This is a genomic window from Phyllobacterium sp. CL33Tsu (assembly GCF_900113985.1).
Classification (GTDB): domain Bacteria; phylum Pseudomonadota; class Alphaproteobacteria; order Rhizobiales; family Rhizobiaceae; genus Phyllobacterium; species Phyllobacterium pellucidum.
In genome coordinates this window covers 1922555-1945122 of the sequence record NZ_FORJ01000001.1, presented here as the reverse complement: position 1 = coordinate 1945122, position 22568 = coordinate 1922555, and the positions used below count along the sequence as shown (strand labels likewise).

The following is a 22568-nucleotide window of genomic DNA, read 5'->3' as shown; positions in this document are numbered from 1 at the left end:
CTTGGAAGACTTGGCAATTTACAGTTGTGTTCAAAGGAGATCGATCAGAAACGGGATCAGAGGTATGTCGGCAGGCGGCATTGGATAGTCGCGCATGTCTCTTGCCCTTACCCATTTCAGCGCCTGCCCTTCCATCGGACGGGGAATACCCTCATAGCGGCGGCAGATGAACAGCGGCATCAAGAGGTGAAAAGTCTCATAAGTATGGCTCGCGAAGGTTAGCGGCGCGAGACAGGCCGGCTTGACGGTGATGCCGAGCTCTTCATGCAGTTCGCGAATGAGACTCTCTTCGGGCGTTTCACCCGGATCGACCTTGCCGCCGGGAAACTCCCAGAGCCCCGCGAGCGATTTGCCTTCAGGGCGCTGGGTCAGGAGCACGCGCCCGTCGGCGTCAACAAGGGCGCAGGCCGTAACGAGAAGGATCGGGTGCGACACGCGCTCACTCATGATCGGGCGCCTGCCTGTAGACGTAACGATAGGCTTCCTTGAAACCCAATTGTTCGTAGAGCCCGATCGCGGCGGTATTTTCGACCTCGACCTGCAGCCATGCCTTTTTTGCCCCGTGCTGTTCGGCCCACTTCAGTGCCGAGCGCACGATCGCGCGCCCCAGCCCGGCGCGCCGGCGCTCGGCTGCGGTGCTGATGTTGAACAGGCCAACGAGAGCGCCGTCCTGAACACCGATCGCGGTTGCAACCGGCTCGGCGTTCTCCTCGACGACAAAAAGTCCCTTTGAAGGTTTGATCCCGCTGATCACTTCGAAAAGGCCAGGCTTCACTGAAGGATCATCTCCCTGGACCTTGATCGAAGCATCGATGAACCTGCCGATGTCCTTGAGCGGTATTTGATCGATGGCGTCGCCGACATCGACATGCGCGAGGTCGGCAACCATGACCATCGATTCATCGAAGCGCGCCCAACCTATGCTTTCAAGATAGGTATCGAGCTCCTGTGGCGCCAGCGGCGATAGCCGGAACGTTGGCGGCCTCCCATAGGCGCGAAAGCGCTGCGCTGCGCGCGCGACGCGATTTTCCATATCGGCAACATCCCCGGGATCGAGCGGATTGACCGAATTCAGCCGTTTCGAGGGATGACTCGCGGTAATGCGAATGGCCCAGCTTCCATCGTAATGAACCGAGGACGCTGGCCAAGCCCTGAATCCAACCGCCTCAATCTGTCTGATCTTCGCCAGTTGCATTCGCTATCCTTGTATGAGCAAGCCCGCCTAGCTGCGATAATCGCCATTGATGGCGACATATTCCTTCGTCAGGTCGCAGGTCCAAACAGTTGCCTTGCCCTTGCCGAGGCCTATATCGACTCGGATTTTGACATCCTCATTCTTCATGTAATCAGAGGTTGCGTCTTCAGAATAGTCCGGATCGCGTTCACCGTCGCGGGCAACGCGAATGTCGCCGAACCAGATGGCAAGGCGGTCGCGGTCGGCCGGTTCGCCTGCCTTGCCAACGGCCATGACAATACGGCCCCAATTGGCGTCCTCGCCTGCGGCAGCGGTCTTGACGAGAGGCGAATTGGCGATCGACAGAGCAATGCGCTTGGCCGAACCGTTGGACTTTGCGCCGGTCACGTTGATCTCAAGCATCTTGCGTGCCCCCTCGCCGTCGCGAACGACCTGCAGGGCGAGGTTTTTGAGGATCCGGTCGAGCGCCTTCTTGAAATCTTTCAGCCGCTTGTCTTTGACCTTGGTGACAAGCTCGGCGCCGCGTTCGGCTGCCGAGCCCGTTGCGAACAGCAGAAGCGTATCGGAAGTGGATGTATCGCTGTCGACGGTAACGGAATTGAAGCTCTTGCCTACGGATTTCGACAGGAGCTTCTGCAGCACATCCGACTCGATTGGGGCATCGGTCGCAACGAACGACAGCATGGTCGCCATGTCAGGCGCGATCATCCCGGCGCCCTTGGCGATGCCGTTGATGGTCACCGGTACGCCGCCAAGCAGGACCGTCTCCGTTGCGACCTTGGGGAATGTATCGGTCGTCATGATTGCGCTTGCGGCTTCCTGCCAGAAGCCGGGCACGGCCTTCTTCGTCATATCAGCAAGGAGATGGCTGAACTTGCCGGCGTCCAGAGGCTCGCCGATAACGCCCGTAGACGCGAGAAACACTTCCCCGGTTTTGCAGCCCACGGCCTTTGCTGCTGCTGCTGCGGTCAGTTTGGTCGATTCGCGGCCTTTCTTGCCGGTAAAGGCGTTGGCATTGCCCGAATTGACGACAACCGCACGCGCTTTCCCGCCTTCGAGGCTGTCGCGGCAGAAATCGACCGCAGCGGAGGGACATTTAGACCTGGTGAAAACGCCGGCGACCGCTGCCGGCTTGTCAAAGACGATCATAAGGACGTCGGTACGGCCCTTGTACTTTATTCCGGCCTCGGCAGTGGCGATCCTGACCCCATGGATATCCGGCATGGCAGGATAGTGTTTCGGTGCCAGCGGCGAGACAGACGTAGACATTGGGCGACCTCGAAAAGCGCTTTTGACAAGGTGGGAGAGCATAAGGACCCGGCGCATGAACGCCGGGTCCCTATCAATTACTGTTGCTGCTGCGCTTCCATGGCGGCCTTCATGGCCTTTTCGGTTTCAGGATCGCCATATTCGATCTTCAAGTCGCCGCGGTCCTTCTTGACGAGATCAAGATAGCGCTCGCGAATAAGGATCGACTTTACCTGCTCCTTGACCTGGTCGAATGCCGGCGGCTGCTGCACGCGCTTGTCTTCGAGCTTGATCACGTGGAAGCCGAACTGGGTCTGCACCGGCACCTTGGTATACTTGCCGATTTCGAGCTCGTTGGCTGCCTTTTCGAATTCCGGTACCATCTGGCCCGGTCCGAAATAGCCGAGATCGCCTCCCTGGGCCGCCGAACCATCGGTCGACTTGGCCTTGGCAACGTCCTCGAACGATGCGCCGCCATCGAGTTCCTTGATGATGGCCTCGGCTTCTTCCTTGGTCTTCACCAGAATGTGGCGCGCGCGCACCTCATTCTGCGGCGGCATGGCAGCTATTTCCTTGTCGTAGCGAGCGCGGATGTCGGCATCGGTGATCTTGTCGACGACCTGCTGCTTGAAATAGTCGTTGTGAAGCGCGCGATCCTTGAGGAATTCAAGGCGTGCCTGGAATTCCGGTGTCTGGTCGAGCTTCTCGGACTCCGCCTTTGCCGCCAGCGACTTGATGTCGATGATCGCGGCAAGAGCGGCCAAACGCCGCTGCTCTTCCGGCAGGCGCGAAAACTGCGGATCGAGATCGGCGGCGATCTGGTCTACGTCCTTCACGGTAACTTTCTCACCGTTGACGGTGGCAAGAACCTTGTTCGGATCTACTTTCGCGGGCTCTGCCTGGGTCGCATCGGGCTTCGGAGCTTCTGTTTTTCCTGCGTCCTGAGCCATGGCCAGAGTGGAAACACCGGTCAAAAGCAAAGCAGCAGTCATCAATGAAAGGGTTTTACGTATATGCGTCATGGTCAATTTCTCCTCGGAAGGACCGGTACGTGCTAGGAATGCGGCAGAATTTTGCTATGGCGAAGCGATCAATCGCTTGCTGCTTCAACATTGACATAATTCGGGACCCCTCTTATCTGTCCATCGGCTTTGCGTCCAGATAGCTTGGCAACCATACGCTTATAGATTTGGCTTGGTGTCCGTATTGTAACAGGCATGCTTCATGCGGGCGGCGGGCGCCATTAAATGCCGGGTTTCCTGGCAAAACGGATTAGAGAGGACCAGGGATGGTCAGTTTCGGCGGCCTTGCCCGCAAGATTTTCGGCTCCTCGAACGAGCGCCGTGTCAGAGGCTTCAAACCTCGCGTTGAGGAAATCAATGCGCTTGAAGCGGAAATGTCATCACTTACCGACGAACAACTGAAGGCGAAGACCGCGGAATTCCGCGCGAAGCTCGCCGAAGGCACCAAGCTCGACGACCTGCTGGTACCGGCATTCGCGGTTGCACGCGAGGCGGCCAAGCGTGTCCTCGGCATGCGCCCCTTCGACGTGCAGTTGATCGGCGGCATGGTGCTCCACCATGGCGGCATTGCTGAAATGCGTACGGGTGAAGGCAAGACGCTGGTTGCGACCCTGCCCGTCTATCTGAACGCCCTCGAAGGCAAGGGCGTTCACGTCGTGACTGTGAACGACTACCTTGCAACGCGTGACGCGCACTGGATGGGCCAGGTCTACAATTTCCTCGGCCTGACCTACGGCATCATCGTTCATGGTCTCGACGACGAGGAACGCGCAGCGGCCTATAATTCCGATATCACCTACGCCACGAATAATGAACTCGGCTTCGATTATCTGCGCGACAACATGAAGTATGAGCGCGCGCAGATGGTGCAGCGGCCCCACAACTACGCGATCGTCGACGAAGTGGATTCGATCCTCGTCGATGAGGCGCGCACGCCGCTCATCATTTCCGGTCCGCTCGACGACCGCTCCGACTTCTACAATCTGATCGACACGTTCATCCTGCCGTTGAAGCCGGAAGACTACGAAGTCGACGAAAAGCAGAAGACCGCGATCTTCACCGAAGAAGGCACCGAGAAGCTCGAAAATCTGCTGCGCGATGCCGGCCACCTCAAGGGCGAAGGCCTTTACGACATCGAGAACGTTGCGGTGGTGCACCACGTCAACAATGCGTTGCGCGCCCACAAGCTGTTCCAGAAAGACAAGGACTACATCGTCCGCGGCGACGAAATCGTCATCATTGACGAGTTCACCGGCCGCATGATGCCGGGCCGCCGTTTCTCGGAAGGCCTGCACCAGGCACTCGAAGCCAAGGAACATGTGACGATCCAGCCCGAAAACCAGACGCTGGCATCGATCACCTTCCAGAACTACTTCCGCATGTACAAGAAGCTAGCAGGGATGACCGGTACCGCTTCGACGGAAGCCGAAGAGTTTGCCAATATTTACGGCCTCGAAGTCACCGAAATTCCGACCAATCTTCCCGTCCAGCGCAAGGATGAGGACGACGAGGTCTACCGGACCGTCGAGGAGAAATACAAGGCTATCATCCGTGACATCCGCGAAGCGACAGGCAAGGGCCAGCCGGTCCTCGTCGGAACGACGTCGATCGAGAAGTCCGAACTGCTTGCCGAACGCCTGCGCAAGGAAGGCTTCAAGGACTTCCAGGTCCTGAACGCCCGTTACCATGAGCAGGAAGCATTCATCGTCGCGCAGGCGGGCGTCCCGGGTGCGCTGACCATCGCCACGAACATGGCCGGTCGCGGTACTGATATCCAGCTCGGCGGCAATCTCGACATGCGGATCAAGGCCGAATTGGACGATATGCCGGCAGGCGACGAGCGCAGCGCCAAGGAAGCCGCAATCCGCGCCGATATTGCGCGGCTGAAGGAAAAGGCGCTGGCCGCCGGCGGTCTCTACGTTCTTGCTACCGAGCGCCATGAAAGCCGCCGCATCGACAACCAGCTGCGCGGCCGATCCGGCCGTCAGGGCGACCCCGGCCGCTCGAAGTTCTTCCTGTCGCTGCAGGACGACCTCATGCGCATTTTCGGTTCCGAGCGCATGGACGGCATGCTGCAAAAGCTCGGCCTCAAGGAGGACGAGGCCATCGTCCATCCCTGGATCAACAAGGCGCTCGAAAAGGCGCAGAAGAAGGTCGAGGCGCGCAACTTCGACATCCGCAAGAACCTTCTAAAATACGACGACGTGATGAACGATCAGCGCAAGGTGATCTTCGAACAGCGCATCGAATTGATGGATGGCACCGATCTCAGCCAGACCACCAGGGAAATGCGCGAGGACGTCATCGACGACCTTCTCGCCCGTCATACGCCGGAAGGCGCCTATGCCGAGCAGTGGAACATCAAGCAGCTCGATGAGGACGTCCGCAACATCCTCAATCTCGACCTGCCCGTCACCGAATGGGCGCTCGAGGACGGCATTACGCCGGACGACATTCGCGAGCGCCTGACAGAGGCGGTCGAAAAGGCAGCGGCAGATCGCGCCGAGCGTTTCGGCCCCGAGATCATGGCCTATGTCGAGAAGTCCGTAATCCTCCAGTCGCTCGATGCGCTTTGGCGCGAGCATCTGGTCAATCTCGACCATTTGCGTTCTGTCGTCGGCTTCCGCGGCTATGCGCAGCGCGATCCGCTCAACGAGTACAAGACCGAAGGCTTCGAGCTCTTCCAGACGATGCTTGTCAACCTTCGCCAGAACGTGACCTCGCAACTGATGCGTGTCGAACTCGTGCGCGAAGCCGCAGCCGCCCCTGAACCGGCGCTCCCGGTCATGGAAGGCCATCACATCGACGGCTTCACCGGCGAAGATGATTTTGGCGAAGGCAGCGTCCTCGCGGTGCAGGAGGATCTTCGGGTGGTAGACCCCGCCGACCGCGATCCGAACAATCCGAAGACCTGGGGCAAGGTCGGCCGCAACGAGGCCTGCCCTTGCGGTTCCGGCAAAAAGTACAAGCATTGCCACGGCGCCTTCGTCTGAAGTCGCCCGATCAATGACTTATGAAAAGGGCCGCGCTCATCACGCGGCCTTTTTTCTCCTGTGAGCGCACACCTTCGGGGCGTTGACATTCCGAACCGTTTCTAAACGTTTACGGACTAATACCCAGGGTTGAACAAGTGGAGCGGCCTTTGCGAATTTCTGCGGTACGAACTGCAGACCTTCTATTGCCAAAACGACTGTCGGAGCAGCTTAATCCGTGGCTTTTACGCCTCGACCAGCTGTTCGACGGATCGAACCAGCATGCCGTTGCGCAGCGCGTCTCGCTCATCGCTTTTTCCGTTCGCATTTTCAGCGCCATGATCGCGCTGATTTCGCAGGTGATCTTCGCGCGCTGGATGGGCCAGTTCGAATACGGCATCTTCGTGCTCGTCTGGGTGACGGTGGTCATCTTTGGAAACCTTTCCTGCCTCGGCTTCCAGACCACCGTCATCCGCTTTGTCCCGGAATATCTAGAGCGCGGCCAGCTGAACCATCTGCGCGGCATTCTATTCACCAGCAAGATTTTTGCCGTCGGCCTTACCACCCTGGTTGCGCTTATCGGCGCGGCCGGCGTCTATATCTTCCGAGACAGGCTCGAATCCTACTACGTCGCGCCGTTCATCGCGGGCTTTATCTGCCTGCCGATGATTGCACTTGGCGATACCCTCGACGGCACGGCGCGCTCGCGCTCCTGGGCGCTTGTCGCCCTCACCCCGACCTATATCGTCCGCCCCATCCTCACCCTTATCGTCATGAGCATCGGCCATGTGACGGGTTTTGCCCCGACCGCGATGACCGCCATCATCTCGGCGATCATCGCCACCTATGCGACGAGCCTGTTCCAGTTCCTCGTCGTCCGGCACCGGTTCAAGACGGTGGTGGAACCTGGCCCAAGAACCATAGAGTTCGGCCACTGGTTTGCGGTATCCCTGCCGATTTTCCTCGTCGAAGGCTTCTTCTTCCTGCTGACCAATGCAGATGTCCTGATGGTAGGCCGCTTCCTCGATCCTGAGAAAGTCGCAACCTACTTTGCCACGGTGAAACTTCTGGCGCTCGTGCATTTCGTCTATTTCTCGGTAAAGGCCGGGGCGGCGCAACGCTATTCCGAGCTGATGCAGAGCCACAACCAGGCGGAGCTCGGGCAATTCGCCCGCGATACGGCGCGCTGGACTTTCTGGCCGTCCCTCGTCATGGCGATGCTGCTGCTCGTTGCCGGCAAGCCGCTTCTTTACCTTTTCGGCGCGCAGTTCACCGATGGTTATCCGTTGCTTTTCATCATGGTGATCGGCGTCGTAGCCCGTGCATCGGTCGGCCCGGCGGAGAGCCTTCTCAATATGGCCGGCAGACAGAACATCTGCGCGACGGTCTACGCAGTGACGCTTGTCGTAAACATCTGTCTCAGCATACTTTTGATCCCGATCTATGGCCTGGCGGGCGCCGCCTGCGCCACCGCATTCTCAATGGTGTTTGAAGCGGCGACCCTGTCACTGACCGTCTATTATCGCCTGGGCATAACAATGTTTGTTTTTGCCGGCAGGTCTGAAGCCAAGCCCGCCAAGGAAGAAATCTGATGGCAGCCACACCCCTTCTCGAAGAATTGGCCGCTGGCCCGTCCGCACAGATCATTGCGCAGCTTTCCGGCTTCGACAATCCGGGGGATGCGGCAAAGCAGATCGAGGAATCGCTCGGCAATCGAGGCGTGCCGCGCAAGCTCTCGGTCTATTCGGCGTCCGCCGGCTTCGAACTTCTCGAAGAACTCGACTACCTGACCTACCGCACCGTCGAGCCGAATATCTTCTTCAATCCGCGCTTCCTAGCCCCGGCCATGCCTCGCCTTGACGACAGGCAGGTGCGCCTGATGGTCGTGCGCGACGAAAACGACGCCAAGAGCCGGCTGCGCTTCGTCATGCCCTATACGATCGAAAGGCCTGGCTTTGCCCTTTCGGCCTCGATCATCCGTGGCTGGGCGACTTCGTTTGGCCCGCAGGGAACGCCATTGATCGACCGCGATGACCCAATCGGCGTGCTCAATGATTTCTTCGACATGATCGGCCGCAAGCATTTAAAGCTGCCGCAGATCCTGGTCTTGCCCGACATGCTCCTCAACCGGCCGGTGGCGCAGTTGATCCGCTCGGTTGCCATGGACCGCGACCTTACGATCGAAACCGTCAACCAGGTCGAGCGGCCCTTCATCGAAAGCAAGCTCGACGGCGACGATTATCTGCGCGAAGCCATCGGCACCCGCCACGCCAAGGAGTACCGGCGCCTGTGGCGCCGCCTCGCCGAAAAGGGCAAGCTGACCTACACTGTCAGCCGCAGCGAAGAAGACATTCGCCTCAAGCTCGAAGAGTTTCTGGCCCTTGAAGCGAGCGGCTGGAAGGGCCAGCGCGGCTCGGCGATGGCCGTCGATCGTTTCCGCGCCGCCTTTGCCCGGGAAGCTGTCAACAACCTTGCCGGACGCGATCTGGCGCGCATCCACGCGCTTGAACTCGACGGCAAGACCATCGCCGTTCTCGTCGTTTTTGTCGAAGCCGGCGAAGCCTGGACCTGGAAAACCGCATACGATGAAAGCCTCGGCGCCTATTCGCCAGGGGTGCTCCTGATGATCGAGATGCTGAAGAACCACCTCGACGATCCGAACATCGACCGGACCGACTCTTGCGCCATCCCCGACCACCCCGTCGCCTCTCGCCTCTTTCGCGAGCGCGAATTGATCGGGACGCTGGTGATCGGACTGACGCCCGGAGCCGACCGCGCCGCCCGCCAGGCGGCGTCGCAACTGCACCTCTACCGACGCACCCAGAACCTCGCTCGCGCCCTGCGCGAGCGGATACGGGATTTCACCCGGCGGAAGTAGTTCTTAGTTACGCTTCTCCCACTCGGCGACAATCGCCTCGCGTGCGGCAATCGACGGAGCGATGCGCTCTCTCGCCAAGGCCAGGAGCTGCGGCGAAGCCTGCCGGGGGGTGCCTGAGGAAAATGGCGGATGCGGATCATATTCGAGCGAAAGCTGGACGCGTTCTGCCTCCTGCTGCCCCATGAGTTCTGCGACGACCGCCAACCCGAAATCTATCCCTGCAGTTACTCCGCCGGCGGTGATGAGATTTCCGTCCTTGACGATGCGGGCCTCGACATGGGTCGCGCCGAAACGGGCGAGATAATCGACTGCATTCCAATGCGTTGTCGCCCGCTTCCCCTTTAGCAGTCCTGCAGCGCCGAGGACGAGTGCCCCCGTACAGACCGAGGTCACGTAACGCGCGCCAGCAACTTGTTCGCGCACAAATTGCAGCACGTCTTCATCCAGGAGTAATGCGTTGACGCCGGCCCCGCCCGGTATGCAGATCACATCGAGCTGAGGGCAATCGGCGAGCGTATGTGTCGGCGTCAGCATGAGGCCAGTTGCCGAGCGTACCGTGGCGAGATCCTTCCAGACAAGGTGCATCTGCGCACCCGTGGCAGAGGCGAACATTTCATATGGACCGGTAAGATCGAGTTGCTGGACATTTGGAAAAACAAGAAATCCAAAGCGAAAAGACATGGGCAAACTCCTTATTGACTTCTGGCAGTTTACGACATCAGACTTTGGCAAGTTGGCCAAAGGCCCCACATTTCATGCCAAACGCGCGCAATATCGAAATATTGGCTTTTGCCGACGCTCAGGTGCTGGACATATCCGGTCCGCTCCAGGTTTTTTCGAGCGCAAACGACTTCGCCGCCGCCCGCAGCGCCCCGGCGCCCTACAGGCTGACCATCGTCGGAATGTCGTCACAAATACGCACAAGCTCAGGGTTGGTGCTGGCGGCCGAGCCCTTACCCGAACATTGCCGCCACCTCGACACATTGGTGATCCCCGGCGGCTGGGGCGTCAACGCCGCTTGCGAAGACCCCGAGCTTGTCGAATGGGTCGGACAGAGTTCCGCGCAAGCGCGCCGCACGGTCTCGGTTTGTAGCGGCGCCTTTCTCCTCGCCACGACGGGCGTCCTCAACGGTCGGCGAGCCGTGACCCATTGGCAGCGTTGCGCCGAATTCTCGCAACGCTTTCCTGATGTCAGGCTTGAACCCGATCCGATTTTCATCAGGGACGGAGCCTTCTGGACATCCGCTGGGGTAACGGCCGGGATAGATCTCGCCCTCGCGCTCGTCGAGGCCGATCTGGGACGTGAGGCAGCACTCGCCGTTGCCCGCCAACTGGTGGTGTTTTTCAAACGCCCGGGCGGTCAGTCGCAATTCAGCGCGACACTTGTCCTGCAGGAGAGCGCCACGCGCTTCGACCGCCTGCACGCCTGGATCCTCGAAAATTTGCGTTCGGACCTTTCGCTCATCCGGCTGGCGGAACAAGCTAACATGAGTGCCCGCAGCTTTTGTCGCCACTACCTGAGCGAGACCGGACTGACGCCGGCACGCGGGGTCGAACAAATCAGGTTCGAAACGGCGCGGCGGATGCTGGAACAGGGCAACTCCGTCGGGCGTGTGGCCGCACATTGCGGCTTTGGCTCGGACGAGACAATGCGACGCTGCTTCCTGCGCTATGTCGGCATCACGCCACAAGCCTATCGCGAACGTTTTTGAACCTTATTGGCAAATCCATTGGCCTTGCCTAATGTAACCTCTGATTTGTATTTCTAGTAACGTATTGCGTTTGGGGGTTGTGATATGAAACCTGTATTTGCGCATGGCCTGATCCTCCCGCTCCTTCTGACAACAACAGTGTTGGGGGCACAGGCGCAGGAATCGACCGCCGATCTCGCCAAGAAACTCTCCAATCCGGTGGCCGCGATGATCAGCGTGCCGTTTCAGGCCAATTACGACGGCGGCTATGGGCCTGAAGACGGCAGCAAGTATACGATCAACATCCAGCCGGTCATTCCTTTCACCCTCAACGAGGATTGGAACGTAATTTCGCGCACCATCCTGCCTGTTGTCTGGCAGGACGACATTGCCGGGCCTTCGGGCCATCAATTCGGCCTTGGCGACACCACGCAGAGCTTCTTCTTTTCACCAAAGAAGCCGGGTCTTGGCGGCGTTATCTGGGGCGTTGGACCAGCCTTCCTCTTGCCGACCGCGACCGATGATCTCCTCGGCGGCGAGAAATGGGGTGCGGGTCCGACGGGGGTCGTGCTCAAGCAGGAGGGCCCCTGGACCTTCGGCGCGCTCGCCAACCACATCTGGTCGTTTGCCGGCGATGACGACCGCAGTGACGTTAACGCGACTTTCCTGCAACCCTTCCTGTCCTATACGACCCCCGATGCCTGGACATTCGGCGTCAACACCGAGTCGACCTACAATTGGGATGAAGACCAGTGGTCGGTGCCGATCAACCTGACGGTCGCCAAACTGGTCAAATTCGACAAGCAGCCGGTAAGCTTCACGGCCGGCGTGCGCTACTGGGCCGAGAGCCCGGAGAATGGCCCCGATGGCTGGGGGGCACGCTTTGTCGTCACTTTCCTGTTTCCAAAGGGAAAATAGACGGGCTGGCTAATACAGACCACGTCGATGACGGTTGCACTTATTGCATGCAGCAGATTTGATCTGAAAGATCTTATTTGAGCTGGAGATGTTTTGATGACGTCGTCGCGGCCAACGGATGACGGCATTATCCGGGGCGCGGGCCCGATTTTCCTTTTACCCACGGCAACGAACGACCTTCTCGGCGGTGAAAAAATGGGGTGCCGGCCCAACAGTCGTCGTGCTGAAACAGTCGCAGTTCTGGACTTACGGCCTGCTTGCCAACCATCTCTGGTCATTTGCCGGTGGCAGGAACCGAACCGATATCAGCACGAGCTTTGTCCAGCCGTTCATCGACTATACGACCAAGGATGCATGGACATTTGAACTTGGCTCGAAGTCGAACTATGATTGGCAGAGCAGCGAGTCGTCCATCCCGATCAACTTGGATGTCTCCAAACTGGTGAAGATCGGCGACCAACCGGTGAGCATCGGCAGCGGGGTCCGCTATTGGGCCGCCAGCCCGAAAGATGGGCCTGAAGGTTGGGGTGCACGCTTTGTGGTTACGTTCCTGTTCACAAAGTAAGTCCACATAAATTGCAGGAGACCTGAGACATGATCCGTTTGACGATGCTCCTTGCACTCACACTTATCGGCCTTTCGGGTTGCACGTCGAGCGCCAATGTAAGCCCCCTCAGATTTTGCGACAGGCCGACGGACATCAATGCCCGGGTCTTCACAAACTGCACGCCGAGAGTAGACGACAGGGTGTGACCTGCCGCATGGCTGGGGCTCTCGGTGGGGCATGCCCGAACCGGTGACGCACGCAATTTCCAGATTGTTCGGGTGGTGCATCGGTGCCCCCTGCCGGTCCATCTTGGGCAAAATCGAACCCTACCACCAACAGAAAATCCATCAACAATATTAATACCTTGAAGGAAGCTCGCCCGGTAGGTCTGCGCGTTTGAACAGTACCTCGTACTATGTGAAATCAGTACCCCGCTTCCAATTTATTTTGCCCCCCGCCAGCCCAACAACCTCATGGCATTCGCGGTTACGATGACGGTCGCACCCGTGTCGGCAAGGATGGCGGGCCACAGCCCGGTGATGCCGACAATCGTGGTGACGAGGAACACTGCCTTCAGACCCAGCGCGACGGTGATGTTCTGGTGGATATTCCCCATGACCTGTCTCGAAAGATCGATCATGTTCCACACATCTATTACGCGGCCATGCAATATGGCTGCATCTGCTGTCTCCAGTGCAACGTCGGTACCGCCGCCCATTGCAATTCCAACATCGGCTGCTGCAAGCGCAGGTGCATCGTTGATGCCATCGCCAACTTTGGCAACAATAAGCCCCTCGCGTTTCATTTCGCTCACAGTGCGTTGCTTGTCTTCAGGCATGAGTTCGGCCTTTGCTTCAATGCCCAATTCGTCTGCAATTGCCTCTGCGGTCCTCCGGTTGTCACCGGTCAACATGACGGTCTTGATGTCGTTATTTCGGAGCATCTCTAGCCCTTGCGCGGCGTCCTGACGGGGCTCATCCCGCATCGCAATAAATCCCGCTACTTCACCTGCGACGATCAGGATGGATACTGTCTTGCCAGCTTCATTCAATCTTTCCACCGCATGGCGCTGATCCATGGAAAGTTGAACCATGTCCGTTGCCGCACGGGCAGAGCCCAAGAAGACCCTCTGACCACCGACGTTGCCTTCGACGCCTTTTCCGGAGAGTGCTGTCGCAGCTGTTGCAGGTGGAATGGGTACATTCTCTGCGGTCGCTTTGGCGAGGATGGCGTTGGCGAGCGGGTGGCTTGACCCTGTTTCGAGGGCGGCCGCGAGGGACAATATTTGCCGTTCAGCATGTCCGAACGAGATGATGTCCGTGACGACCGGCTTGCCCTCGGTCAGCGTTCCAGTCTTGTCGAATGCAACCGCAGTGATCTTCCCGATTGTCTCAAGGACGGCCCCTCCCTTCAGCAGAAGACCGCGTCGTGCCCCTGCCGACAGCCCTGCCGCGATTGCAGCTGGTGTGGAGATGACTAGGGCACATGGACAGCCGATCAGCAGGATTGCGAGGCCCTTGTAGACCCAATCAACCCAAGAGCCTCCCATCACCATGGGAGGGACAACAGCGACGAGGGTCGCAACGACCATAACGCTTGGCGTGTAGTAGCGCGAGAACCGATCAATGAAACGTTCCGTAGGTGCCTTACTCTCTTGGGCTTCCTCCACCAGACGCACCACGCGAGCTATCGTGTTGTCAGCTGAGGTTGCTGTGACACGAATACGCAGCAAACCATCCGTATTGATGGTACCTGCGAAGACACTATCGCCAGCGGTCTTGCGCTTTGGCGTGCTTTCGCCGGTTACGGGTGCTTCATCAATCTCGCTGGTGCCTTCAGTGATGTCACCATCGGCGGGTATCCGGTCGCCTGGACGAGCAAGCACCACATCACCGATAGCCAACTTGTCGGCCGCAATGGACACGGTCTGTCCCTCGCGTTCAACCAGAGCTGTCTTCGGTACAAGGTTGGCCAACCCCTGAATGCTCGCCCGAGCCCTACCAGCCGCTACGCCCTCCAGAAGTTCCCCAACGAGGAACAGGAACACAATTGCGGCTCCTTCTTCCCCGGCTCCAATGATCACAGCTCCAACGGCGGCAACCGTCATCAGCATCTCAATGGAGAATGGAGTACCTGCAAGCGCCGCCATCAGTGCCCTACGAGCAATTGGCAGGAGACCCACGAGCATTGCGACGGCAAATGCCCACTGCGAAATGTCAGGAAACAATTTGCCAAGCCCATAGGCGGCCACCAGCGCCAGTCCGCTTGCGATGGTCAGGTGGGCCTTCTTGCTTCGCCACCAAGGCCCTGACGAAGGTCCATGGTCATGCCCATGCAGCCCCGATAAGCCATCTGCTTGCTCTTTTGCGTGATCATGCTTGGAGTGATCGTGGTCCGCGTGGTCATGAGAAATGTCGTCCAGCGATGCCTTCTCTCTACGAACATCGCTGCTGCCGATTGGGGCAATCGTGTAGCCCAGCCTTGCAATGCTCTTTTGAAGCTCCTGCAGGTCCGCCTTTGCTCCATGCATCACTGTCATAGTCCCAGCACTGACCGACACCGAGACGTCTTCAATGTCAGAGAGCCTACGCGCAGCCGTGTCGATCTTTGACGCGCAACCAGCGCAACCCATTCCCTCTACGCGAAACCTCGTCTGCGTTGATGCCGTATCCATCTGTCAGCTCCATTGACTTCTCCACTGACCAGCCTACATCCTCTAGCGACTAGAGGAGCAAGCGCAAATGTCGGAACAAATTTCCATAGGCGAGGCTGCGAGACGCAGTGGAGTGAAGGTGCCAACGATACGCTACTACGAGCAGATTGGCTTATTACCGGCCCCTGAACGCACCGAGGGCAACCGAAGGAACTACAGGAAGGACGAGGTACAGCGACTGGCTTTCATTCGCCATTCACGCGAGCTTGGCTTCGAGATCGATGCCATCAAGACATTGCTGGTTCTGCAGGACGATCCCAATCAGCCCTGTGGTACAGCCGACCAGATAGTCATTGCCCGACTTCAGGACGTCGATCAACGTATCAATAGCCTCAATGCTCTGAAAGTCGAGTTAGAGACGATGCTTGAGCAATGCAGCCATGGTCGCGTCAAAGAATGCCGTGTGATTGAGACCCTCGCCAATCATGACCGATGCATTCATGGCCATCACTGAAAGGGCGCTTCATGCTTGCCGACGTAAAGCTATGGGCAAGAAGGATCAAGCGGGACATTGTGGCTCTTTGGATTGCAGCACGAGACCCTCGAACACCTCTGCTCGCAAAGTTCGTAGCGGGAGCTGTGGCCGCGTACGCTCTTTCTCCTATCGATCTGATCCCGGACTTCATTCCAGTACTCGGATACCTCAATGATCTACTGATAGTCCCGGCGGGCATACTAATCGCTGTCGCGCTCATCCCGCCAGCACTGATGGAAGAGTTTCATGACGACGCAACTGGTCGAGAGGGACTAGCTCCATCATCTGCATTTCATAGCAGGTTCTCAATCAGTACGCCAAACAGTAGCCGGAGGACGATTTTCAGTGCAGGATTAAAGAGATGCAGGATTTTTGGTGCTTATGGTGCCCCCTGCCGGAATCGAACCAGCACTCCTCTCGGAACCTGATTTTGAGTCAGGCGCGTCTACCAATTCCGCCAAGGGGGCCGCAAAAGCGTCGGGTGCGGCGAACCGCACCGTCAAAGCCAAATACATGCTGGAGCGGCCCGCGGTCAACACCATTCCGCCAATTTCTCGCGATAACGCACTCGTGTGTTGCCGGTCGCGCGGGCCACAAGTAGAGGCGAAGCAGCCTGGCTGGCAAAAATCGACTGCAGCGATTCCATTTGGGTGAAGTTTGCTCTAAGGATCACCGACTTTCTCGAACAACTTCCCCGGACAGGAACCGCCATATGCTTCGCAAACTCTATGATTGGACGATGTCGCTCGCCGCGCGCAAATCCGCGGAAGTCTGGCTCGCCATCATCGCCTTCGTGGAGAGTTCGGTTTTCCTCGTTCCCGCCGACGTCCTCTATCTTCCCATGGCGCTGGCACGGCCGGAGCGCGCCTATCGTTATGCGCTCGTGGCGACGGTCGCCTCGGTGCTCGGTGGCATTGCCGGCTGGCTTCTCGGCTATTACGCCTATGAGACACTGGCAAAACCCATTCTCGAAATGTACGGCAAGCTCGATGCTTTCGAGGCGCTGCGCGGCTCGACCAGCGCAGATGCGATCCTCCTGCTGCTCATCACCTCCGGCCTTGCGCATCTGCCCCCGATCAAGGTGGTGACGATCCTCTCCGGCGCTGCTGCGATCAACATCTGGGTATTCATCGGATCGGCAATTCTTGCACGCGGGGCGCGGTTCTTCTTCCTCGCCTGGCTCCTGCGCCGCTATGGCGAACCGATCCGCCATTTCATCGAAAAGCGGCTCGGCCTCATCGCCGGTGCAGCCGCTGCGGTGCTGATTTTGCTCTACGCCGTATTCCACTATTATCATCTATAGTTCGAGGACGCTTCGCGCATCATGACAATGGCAACGGCACCCGCGATGAGTTCGACGCATTTCCGGACCGCTTTGTTCCTTCTCGCTGCAATGATAGTGACGGTCGGGTCGGCGCTGGCCTTCCAGTATGTGGGCGGCTACCTGCCCTGCAAGCTCTGCCTCGAGCAGCGCTATCCCTACTATGCCGGCATACCGCTCATGGCGCTTGCCGTCGTCGCCTCTCTCCTGCGCTGGCCGTCAGGCCTGACACGGCTGCTGATCGCATTGGGCGGCATCCTCATGTTGATCGGGCTTGGCCTTGCAATCTTCCATGCAGGCGTCGAGTGGAAGTTCTGGGCGGGACCGACGGATTGCACCGCGGTCGCAATGTCCATCACCACCGATGCCGGCAATCTGCTAAGTGACCTCAACGCAGTCCATCCACCGGCATGCGACACCGCCGCCCTGCGCGTGCTCGGCCTGTCATTTGCCGGCTGGAACGCCATCGCCAGCCTTATTCTGGTTGTCGTGGCGTTTCGTGGAGCGATGAGGCGGGGTTAAGCCCTTGCCAATCTGCTGAGCAAATTATGCATCGCAGAGAGCTCAGCAAAAAATAGCCAGGCGCGGCGCAGGGACCGACGGCCGGAACCCTCAAGGCTCCAGTTCGACATCCCAGTAGAGATAATCCATCCAGCTGTCGTGCAGGTGGTTTGGCGGGAAGAGCCGTCCATTGTTGTGAAGGTCGTGCACCGTCGGCTGGAATGGCTTCTGCCGCGGCCACATTTTGGCGCGGTCTGGCATCAGCCCGCCCTTGCGAAGGTTGCACGGCGAACAGGCGGCGACGACATTTTCCCAGATCGTCTCACCACCGGCGCAACGTGGGATCACATGATCAAAGGTCAGGTCTTCTTCCGAACCGCAATACTGGCACTCGAACCGGTCACGCAGGAAGACGTTGAACCGGGTAAAGGCAGGGTTGCGCGACGGCTTGATGTAGGTCTTCAGCGAAACGACGCTCGGCAGCCGCATGGCGAAGGAAGGCGACGACACCTCGTGCTCATACTCGGCGACGATGTTCACACGGTCGAGAAACACCGCCTTGATCGCGTCCTGCCATGACCAGAGCGACAAGGGATAGTAACTGAGCGGACGATAATCCGCATTGAGCACCAGTGCCGGCAACCCGTCCGGCGAGACGGCTATTGTCAAGGAATCAACTCCAATCCAACCATCAGGCCCTATTATTGTAAGCTGGACGTGACAAGAATGTGAAGCGAATTGCTCGCTTATGCAGCGAAAAACGCCGCTATATCAAATTCATGCGATTGGTGTGCCGTCGCGGCCACGCGTCGCGGCATAATAGGCCCAGAAAAGCCGGGCCGCCACCCCGCGCCAGGGCGACCATCTTTCGGCAAAACGCTGCAGCGCCTTGGAATCGGGCCGGGCTGATTCGCTGTAGGCGTGGGCATAGGCATGCTGCAGGGCAACGTCGCCGGACGGGAACACATCCGCATGCCCGGCCGAGAACAGGAGGTAGACCTCCGCCGTCCACGGCCCCACGTCCTTGATGCGCGTCATCAGCGCCATGGCCTCCTCGATCGGCCGTTCGCAAAGATCGAGAAGGTCGAGCTCGCCGGCAATGATCGCCTCGCTGATCCGCGCGAGGGTCTCCTGCTTGGCGCGTGAAAGGCCGGCCGCGCGCCACGCCTGCTCGCCGGCCGCAAGGTAGTTTTGCGGCGTCAGCGGGTCGATGAGCCCTATGAGCCGCGACCATATCGATGCGGCGCTCGCCTTGGAAACCTGTTGCGAAACGATGACCGAAGCAAGGCTGGGAAAGCCGGGCTCGGAGCGTCGCAGCGGCAAAGGCCCTGCCCGTTCCGCAACTGCCGCCAGCTCCGGGTGAGCCTTGAGCAATGCGGTCAGGCCTTCGGCCACGTCATCGAGCGTATCTATCCTGCGCATGTCGTCACTTTGAATCGTCGGGAAAACACAGTATCAACCCGCGCATATGGTCACGCAAGGACACCAGTTCACGCTCATGACAGTTCCTGTCTTTCGCTTTGCGCCTAGCCCCAATGGATACCTGCATCTCGGCCACGCCTATTCGGCACTTCTCAACCAGAAGATGGCGCGCGAAAGTGGCGGCCGCCTGCTTCTGCGCGTCGAAGACATCGACCGCGAGCGCTGCTCGCCGGAACTCGAAGCGGCCATGCTCGAGGACCTGCGCTGGCTTGGCATCACCTTCGAGGAGCCCGTTCGCCGCCAGTCGGAGCATTTCCCGGTCTACCAGCAAGCGCTGCAGCGGTTGACCGATATGGGTTTCGTCTATCCGGCGTTTCTCAGCCGCGGTGAAGTCAGGCGGATTGCCGAAACGATTGGAGGCGGCATTCAGCATTGGTCGCGCGATCCGGACGGCGCATTGCTCTATCCGTCCAATGACCGGAAGCTTTCGCAGGACGAGCGTACTCGGCGCATCGAAGACGGTTCTCCCTATGCGCTGCGCCTCGACATGGAGCGGGCGCTGGCGGCGATTCCGGCTCCGCTAAGCTGGCACGAAGAAGGAGCTGGCGAAAGCAGTGTCGAAGCGCGTCCGCAGGATTGGGGCGATGTCATCATTGCCCGCAAGGATGTACCGACGAGCTACCATCTGTCGGTCGTCATCGATGATGCCGCGCAGGGAGTAACCCATGTCGTGCGCGGCAGGGATCTCTTCCAAAGCACCAGCGTCCATAGGCTCCTGCAACATTTGCTGGAGATCGAGCCGCCGGTCTACCACCATCACGCGCTGATACTTGACGGTGACGGCGAGAAACTGTCGAAAAGCCGCAAGGACACGTCTTTGCGGGAATTGCGCCAAGCGGGAGTGACGCGTCAGCAGATTTTCGCCATGGTCGGCCTCTGACCTTTCGCTACGCATCGTTCGGGTATAAACAGCCCTGCCATCCTCGTTCCGCCGGTCCCCCGACATGCCCGTTCGTCTTTTCCCTGCACTCTTCGTTCTGCTCTGGGCCACAGGCTTCATTGGCGCGCGCTATGCGATGCCCTATATGGAGCCGTTCCTGTTCCTTACGCTGCGGTTTCTTATCGCTGGCACGATCCTCGGCGTCTGGGTCGCGCTCACGGGCAATGCATGGCCGGGCAGACGCGGGGCGATGCATGCAATCATTGCCGGTTGTCTCATCCACGGCGTTTATCTTGGCGCCGTGTTCTGGGCCATCCACCAGGGCCTGCCCGCCGGTATGTCGGCGCTGGTCGTCGGCCTGCAGCCGCTCATCACCGCGCTGATTGCCGGTGTTGCCCTTGGCGAGACTATCCAGCCCCGCCATTGGGCCGGTCTGGCCGTCGGTTTCGCCGGCGTCGCCATGGTGCTCTCGCCGAAGCTCTCTGTCTCGTCGGACGGGATCACGCCCGCCACTGTTACCGCATCGATCGTGTCGGTTATCGCCATCAGCGCCGGCACCGTATGGCAAAAGCGCTTCGTCGGCGCGATCGACCTGAAGGCAGGGACGGCTCTGCAATATTTCGGTGCCGCGGTCCTCATGGGGTTGCTATCCCTGATCCTTGAAACGCATCAAGTCACGTGGGCCGCCCCGCTTGCCTTTGCGATGTTCTGGCTGGTCTTCGTGCTTTCGATCGGTGCCGTGCTGCTTCTCATGATCCTGATCAAGCAAGGCGCCGTTTCCAAGGTCGCTTCGTTGTTCTATCTCGTGCCGGGCGTCACCGCGCTCATGGCCTATGTATTGTTCGGAGAAACGCTGACACATTTTCAGCTTATCGGCATGGCGATTGCCACGCTCGGAGTGGCGCTGTCGACGGGTCAGAGACGTTCCGCTGCCTTGCCTTCGCGGTAGCGGATGATCGCCGCATTGACCTCAGCGCCGATGATGAAGATCGCGGCGATGATATAGAGGAAGACGATAGCGACCATGATCGAGGCAAGACCCGCATAGGTCGTCACATAGGAGGCGAAGGTCTCGAGATAGCTTGCGAAAATGGTCGCGCCAACGGTCCATGCGATCAGGGTGATGAGAATGCCCGGCAGGATGTCGACAAACCGCCTCTGCCCGGCTGGCAGCCAGAGGTGCACGACGAGGAGACCGACGACAAGCACCGCCGTAGCAATGACATAGCGCCAGAAGACAATCGTACCCGATACGAGCACAAGTTCCGGTATCCACCGTGTTGCAATGCGCAGAGCGAGCGGTGCAAGGACGAGCAGAAAACTGATCGCCATGATGCCGATCGTCGCCACCATGACGAAACCGAGACTTTGCAGCCGGCAGAAAATGATCGAGCGCGTATCGATGACGCGGTAGGCGCGGTTGAGGGCAACGCGCAGCGCCTCGATGCCGTTGGAGGCGAAATAGGCCGCCGCGATGACGCTGACCGTGAGTAGTCCGCCGCGCTGCACGTTGAGGACGTTGCGGACCTCCTGCGCGATCGGTCTTGCGATGACATCGGGCCAGGTATCGAAGATGACGTGCACGGCCGTATCGGTAAAGGCGCTAGCGCCAAGAAAGCTCGCAAGCGACGTCGCAAAAATGAGGAACGGGAACAACGCCAGGATGCCGGAAAGGGCGACATGGCTGGCAAGCGCCCAACCGTCATCGGTCAGGAAATGCCCCAGCGCATCGGCGACCACACGCCGGAGAAACCCAAACACTTTACGCATCTGCGATGATTGCCCCCTGTGAAGCCCAAGATTGCAAGGCACGGTCGAATATGTGAAGTCTTTTATTGTCTTGGATCAAACGAACAATTTGAAAACATTCAGCAACATGGCCGATTCCAGAACGATTCTCCTTACCGGATGTTCCAGCGGCATCGGCGCGCATTGCGCAAGGGCGCTGAAGGCCGACGGATGGACTGTGTTCGCAACCGCGAGGCAACCCGCCGATATCGAAGCCCTCGATGCAGCCGGCCTCACAGGCCTCTACCTCGACTACCGGGAACCGCAATCGATCGCCGCCACCGTCGATGCTGTGTTTTCCCGCACGGGCGGAAAGCTCGGCGCCCTGTTCAACAACGGCGCCTATTCGCTGCCCGGCGCGGTCGAGGACTTGCCCATTGCCGCCTTGCGCGAACAGTTCGACGCCAATTTCTTCGGCTGGCACGAATTGACGCAAATGGTGGTTCCCGCCATGCGCCGACAGGGACACGGACGGATCGTCCATTGCTCCTCCATCCTCGGCTTCTTGCCGATGAAGTGGCGCGGCGCCTATGTCGCCTCGAAGTTTGCCGTCGAGGGCCTGATGCTCGTGCAGCGCATGGAGCTTGCGGGATCCGGCATCGAGGTGTCCCTCATCGAGCCGGGGCCCATTGCAACACGGTTTCCCTTGAAAGCGCTCAAGCAATTCGAAACGCATATCGATGCGGAAAAATCGGTGCATCGCGATGCCTACCGCAAACTCGTAAGCCGGCTCGGCGGTGGCGGAACCAAATCCCGCTTCAAGCTTGGTCCGGAGGCAGTTTATGCGGTGCTCAAGGACGCCTTGGAAAATCCACGCCCGAGGCCGCATTATATCGTCACTCGCCCGGCAAAAATTAGCGCATTCGCAAGCAGATTTCTCAGCGCACGTGCGCTATACGCCATGCTTGCACGCCAATCATAATGAGATCAGCCTATA

At 59.0% G+C, this 22568-nt stretch carries 22 protein-coding genes, 1 tRNA gene and 1 pseudogene; 14 read left to right on the top strand and 10 right to left on the bottom strand.

The window, feature by feature from the left end; translation table 11 throughout:
- Window positions 1-30 precede the first annotated feature (30 nt).
- The 4 genes from BM074_RS09525 to BM074_RS09510 all read right to left on the bottom strand — a co-directional run bounded on the left by BM074_RS09525 (window position 31) and on the right by BM074_RS09510 (window position 3393).
- A complete protein-coding gene (locus BM074_RS09525; RefSeq protein ID WP_027229672.1) occupies window positions 31-447 on the bottom strand; it encodes a (deoxy)nucleoside triphosphate pyrophosphohydrolase in 417 nt (138 codons plus the stop codon).
- On the bottom strand, window positions 440-1195 hold the full coding sequence (locus tag BM074_RS09520; protein WP_027229673.1) for a GNAT family N-acetyltransferase: 756 nt from the start codon (window positions 1193-1195) through the stop codon (window positions 440-442). Before BM074_RS09520 ends, BM074_RS09525 begins: the two co-directional genes overlap by 8 nt.
- Window positions 1196-1222: 27 nt before the next feature.
- Window positions 1223-2464 (bottom strand): bifunctional glutamate N-acetyltransferase/amino-acid acetyltransferase ArgJ, encoded by a 1242-nt coding sequence (gene argJ / locus BM074_RS09515; RefSeq protein ID WP_091921304.1) that lies wholly within the window; start codon window positions 2462-2464, stop codon window positions 1223-1225.
- Window positions 2465-2541: 77 nt separating this feature from the next.
- Window positions 2542-3393: a peptidylprolyl isomerase gene (locus BM074_RS09510; RefSeq protein ID WP_228019360.1), complete on the bottom strand. Its 852-nt coding sequence runs from the start codon at window positions 3391-3393 to the stop codon at window positions 2542-2544.
- 338 nt (window positions 3394-3731) lie between these two features.
- Between BM074_RS09510 and secA the strand changes: the two genes are divergently transcribed.
- The 3 genes from secA (at window position 3732) to BM074_RS09495 (ending at window position 9315) form a co-directional block, all read left to right on the top strand.
- Window positions 3732-6458: a preprotein translocase subunit SecA gene (secA, locus tag BM074_RS09505; RefSeq protein WP_091921302.1), complete on the top strand. Its 2727-nt coding sequence runs from the start codon at window positions 3732-3734 to the stop codon at window positions 6456-6458.
- Between the two features lie 149 nt (window positions 6459-6607).
- Window positions 6608-8029 carry a lipopolysaccharide biosynthesis protein gene (locus tag BM074_RS09500; RefSeq protein WP_091921300.1) on the top strand — a complete coding sequence of 474 codons (1422 nt, stop codon included), beginning with the start codon at window positions 6608-6610 and terminating at the stop codon, window positions 8027-8029.
- Complete coding sequence (locus BM074_RS09495) at window positions 8029-9315, top strand: type IV secretion system effector crotonyl transferase BspF (RefSeq protein ID WP_027229676.1); 1287 nt, start codon at window positions 8029-8031, stop codon at window positions 9313-9315. Before BM074_RS09500 ends, BM074_RS09495 begins: the two co-directional genes overlap by 1 nt.
- 3 nt (window positions 9316-9318) lie before the next feature.
- Here BM074_RS09495 and BM074_RS09490 read toward each other — a convergent pair whose 3' ends face one another.
- Window positions 9319-9996, bottom strand: coding sequence for a DJ-1/PfpI family protein (locus tag BM074_RS09490; RefSeq protein ID WP_091921298.1), 678 nt, complete (start codon window positions 9994-9996; stop codon window positions 9319-9321).
- A gap of 74 nt (window positions 9997-10070) precedes the next feature.
- On the opposite strand from BM074_RS09490, the gene BM074_RS09485 reads away from it, so the two are divergent.
- The 4 genes and pseudogenes from BM074_RS09485 (at window position 10071) to BM074_RS22990 (ending at window position 12677) form a co-directional block, all read left to right on the top strand.
- The gene (locus BM074_RS09485; protein ID WP_091921297.1) at window positions 10071-11027 is read left to right on the top strand and encodes a GlxA family transcriptional regulator; all 957 of its coding nucleotides are present in this window, start codon (window positions 10071-10073) and stop codon (window positions 11025-11027) included.
- Between the two features lie 84 nt (window positions 11028-11111).
- Window positions 11112-11924, top strand: coding sequence for a hypothetical protein (locus BM074_RS09480; RefSeq protein WP_091921295.1), 813 nt, complete (start codon window positions 11112-11114; stop codon window positions 11922-11924).
- Window positions 11925-12023: 99 nt separating this feature from the next.
- Window positions 12024-12489 (top strand): annotated as a pseudogene (locus BM074_RS09475) (transporter); the annotation flags it as partial.
- 29 nt (window positions 12490-12518) lie between these two features.
- Window positions 12519-12677 carry a hypothetical protein gene (locus tag BM074_RS22990; protein ID WP_162737243.1) on the top strand — a complete coding sequence of 53 codons (159 nt, stop codon included), beginning with the start codon at window positions 12519-12521 and terminating at the stop codon, window positions 12675-12677.
- Between the two features lie 236 nt (window positions 12678-12913).
- On the opposite strand, the gene BM074_RS09470 is transcribed toward BM074_RS22990, so the two are convergent.
- Window positions 12914-15145, bottom strand: coding sequence for a heavy metal translocating P-type ATPase (locus BM074_RS09470; RefSeq protein ID WP_091921291.1), 2232 nt, complete (start codon window positions 15143-15145; stop codon window positions 12914-12916).
- A gap of 67 nt (window positions 15146-15212) precedes the next feature.
- On the opposite strand from BM074_RS09470, the gene BM074_RS09465 reads away from it, so the two are divergent.
- Both BM074_RS09465 and BM074_RS09460 read left to right on the top strand, forming a co-directional pair.
- A complete protein-coding gene (locus tag BM074_RS09465) occupies window positions 15213-15638 on the top strand; it encodes a MerR family transcriptional regulator (protein WP_081815718.1) in 426 nt (141 codons plus the stop codon).
- An 11-nt stretch (window positions 15639-15649) separates the two neighbouring features.
- Window positions 15650-16087 carry a YkvA family protein gene (locus BM074_RS09460; RefSeq protein ID WP_091921596.1) on the top strand — a complete coding sequence of 146 codons (438 nt, stop codon included), beginning with the start codon at window positions 15650-15652 and terminating at the stop codon, window positions 16085-16087.
- On the opposite strand, the gene BM074_RS09455 is transcribed toward BM074_RS09460, so the two are convergent.
- Window positions 16042-16126 (bottom strand) — tRNA-Leu (locus BM074_RS09455). The two genes, BM074_RS09460 and BM074_RS09455, sit on opposite strands and share 46 nt — an antisense overlap.
- A 245-nt stretch (window positions 16127-16371) precedes the next feature.
- On the opposite strand from BM074_RS09455, the gene BM074_RS09450 reads away from it, so the two are divergent.
- On the top strand, window positions 16372-16962 hold the full coding sequence (locus BM074_RS09450; protein ID WP_027231365.1) for a YqaA family protein: 591 nt from the start codon (window positions 16372-16374) through the stop codon (window positions 16960-16962).
- 27 nt (window positions 16963-16989) lie between these two features.
- Window positions 16990-17502, top strand: coding sequence for a disulfide bond formation protein B (locus BM074_RS09445; protein ID WP_244532754.1), 513 nt, complete (start codon window positions 16990-16992; stop codon window positions 17500-17502).
- Between the two features lie 90 nt (window positions 17503-17592).
- On the opposite strand, the gene BM074_RS09440 is transcribed toward BM074_RS09445, so the two are convergent.
- Together BM074_RS09440 and BM074_RS09435 are read right to left on the bottom strand one after the other, a co-directional pair.
- Window positions 17593-18150, bottom strand: a complete 558-nt coding sequence (locus tag BM074_RS09440; protein WP_027231363.1) for an HNH endonuclease — start codon at window positions 18148-18150, stop codon at window positions 17593-17595.
- Window positions 18151-18258: 108 nt separating this feature from the next.
- Window positions 18259-18903: a DNA-3-methyladenine glycosylase family protein gene (locus BM074_RS09435; RefSeq protein ID WP_091921289.1), complete on the bottom strand. Its 645-nt coding sequence runs from the start codon at window positions 18901-18903 to the stop codon at window positions 18259-18261.
- A 76-nt stretch (window positions 18904-18979) separates the two neighbouring features.
- Between BM074_RS09435 and gluQRS the strand changes: the two genes are divergently transcribed.
- Together gluQRS and BM074_RS09425 are read left to right on the top strand one after the other, a co-directional pair.
- The gene (gluQRS, locus tag BM074_RS09430; protein WP_091921594.1) at window positions 18980-19843 is read left to right on the top strand and encodes a tRNA glutamyl-Q(34) synthetase GluQRS; all 864 of its coding nucleotides are present in this window, start codon (window positions 18980-18982) and stop codon (window positions 19841-19843) included.
- 64 nt (window positions 19844-19907) lie between these two features.
- Window positions 19908-20792 (top strand): DMT family transporter, encoded by an 885-nt coding sequence (locus tag BM074_RS09425; protein ID WP_091921287.1) that lies wholly within the window; start codon window positions 19908-19910, stop codon window positions 20790-20792.
- Here BM074_RS09425 and BM074_RS09420 read toward each other — a convergent pair.
- Window positions 20759-21613 carry a YihY/virulence factor BrkB family protein gene (locus tag BM074_RS09420; RefSeq protein WP_027231359.1) on the bottom strand — a complete coding sequence of 285 codons (855 nt, stop codon included), beginning with the start codon at window positions 21611-21613 and terminating at the stop codon, window positions 20759-20761. The two genes, BM074_RS09425 and BM074_RS09420, sit on opposite strands and share 34 nt — an antisense overlap.
- 106 nt (window positions 21614-21719) lie before the next feature.
- On the opposite strand from BM074_RS09420, the gene BM074_RS09415 reads away from it, so the two are divergent.
- Window positions 21720-22553, top strand: a complete 834-nt coding sequence (locus tag BM074_RS09415) for an SDR family oxidoreductase (protein ID WP_091921592.1) — start codon at window positions 21720-21722, stop codon at window positions 22551-22553.
- Window positions 22554-22568 lie beyond the last annotated feature (15 nt).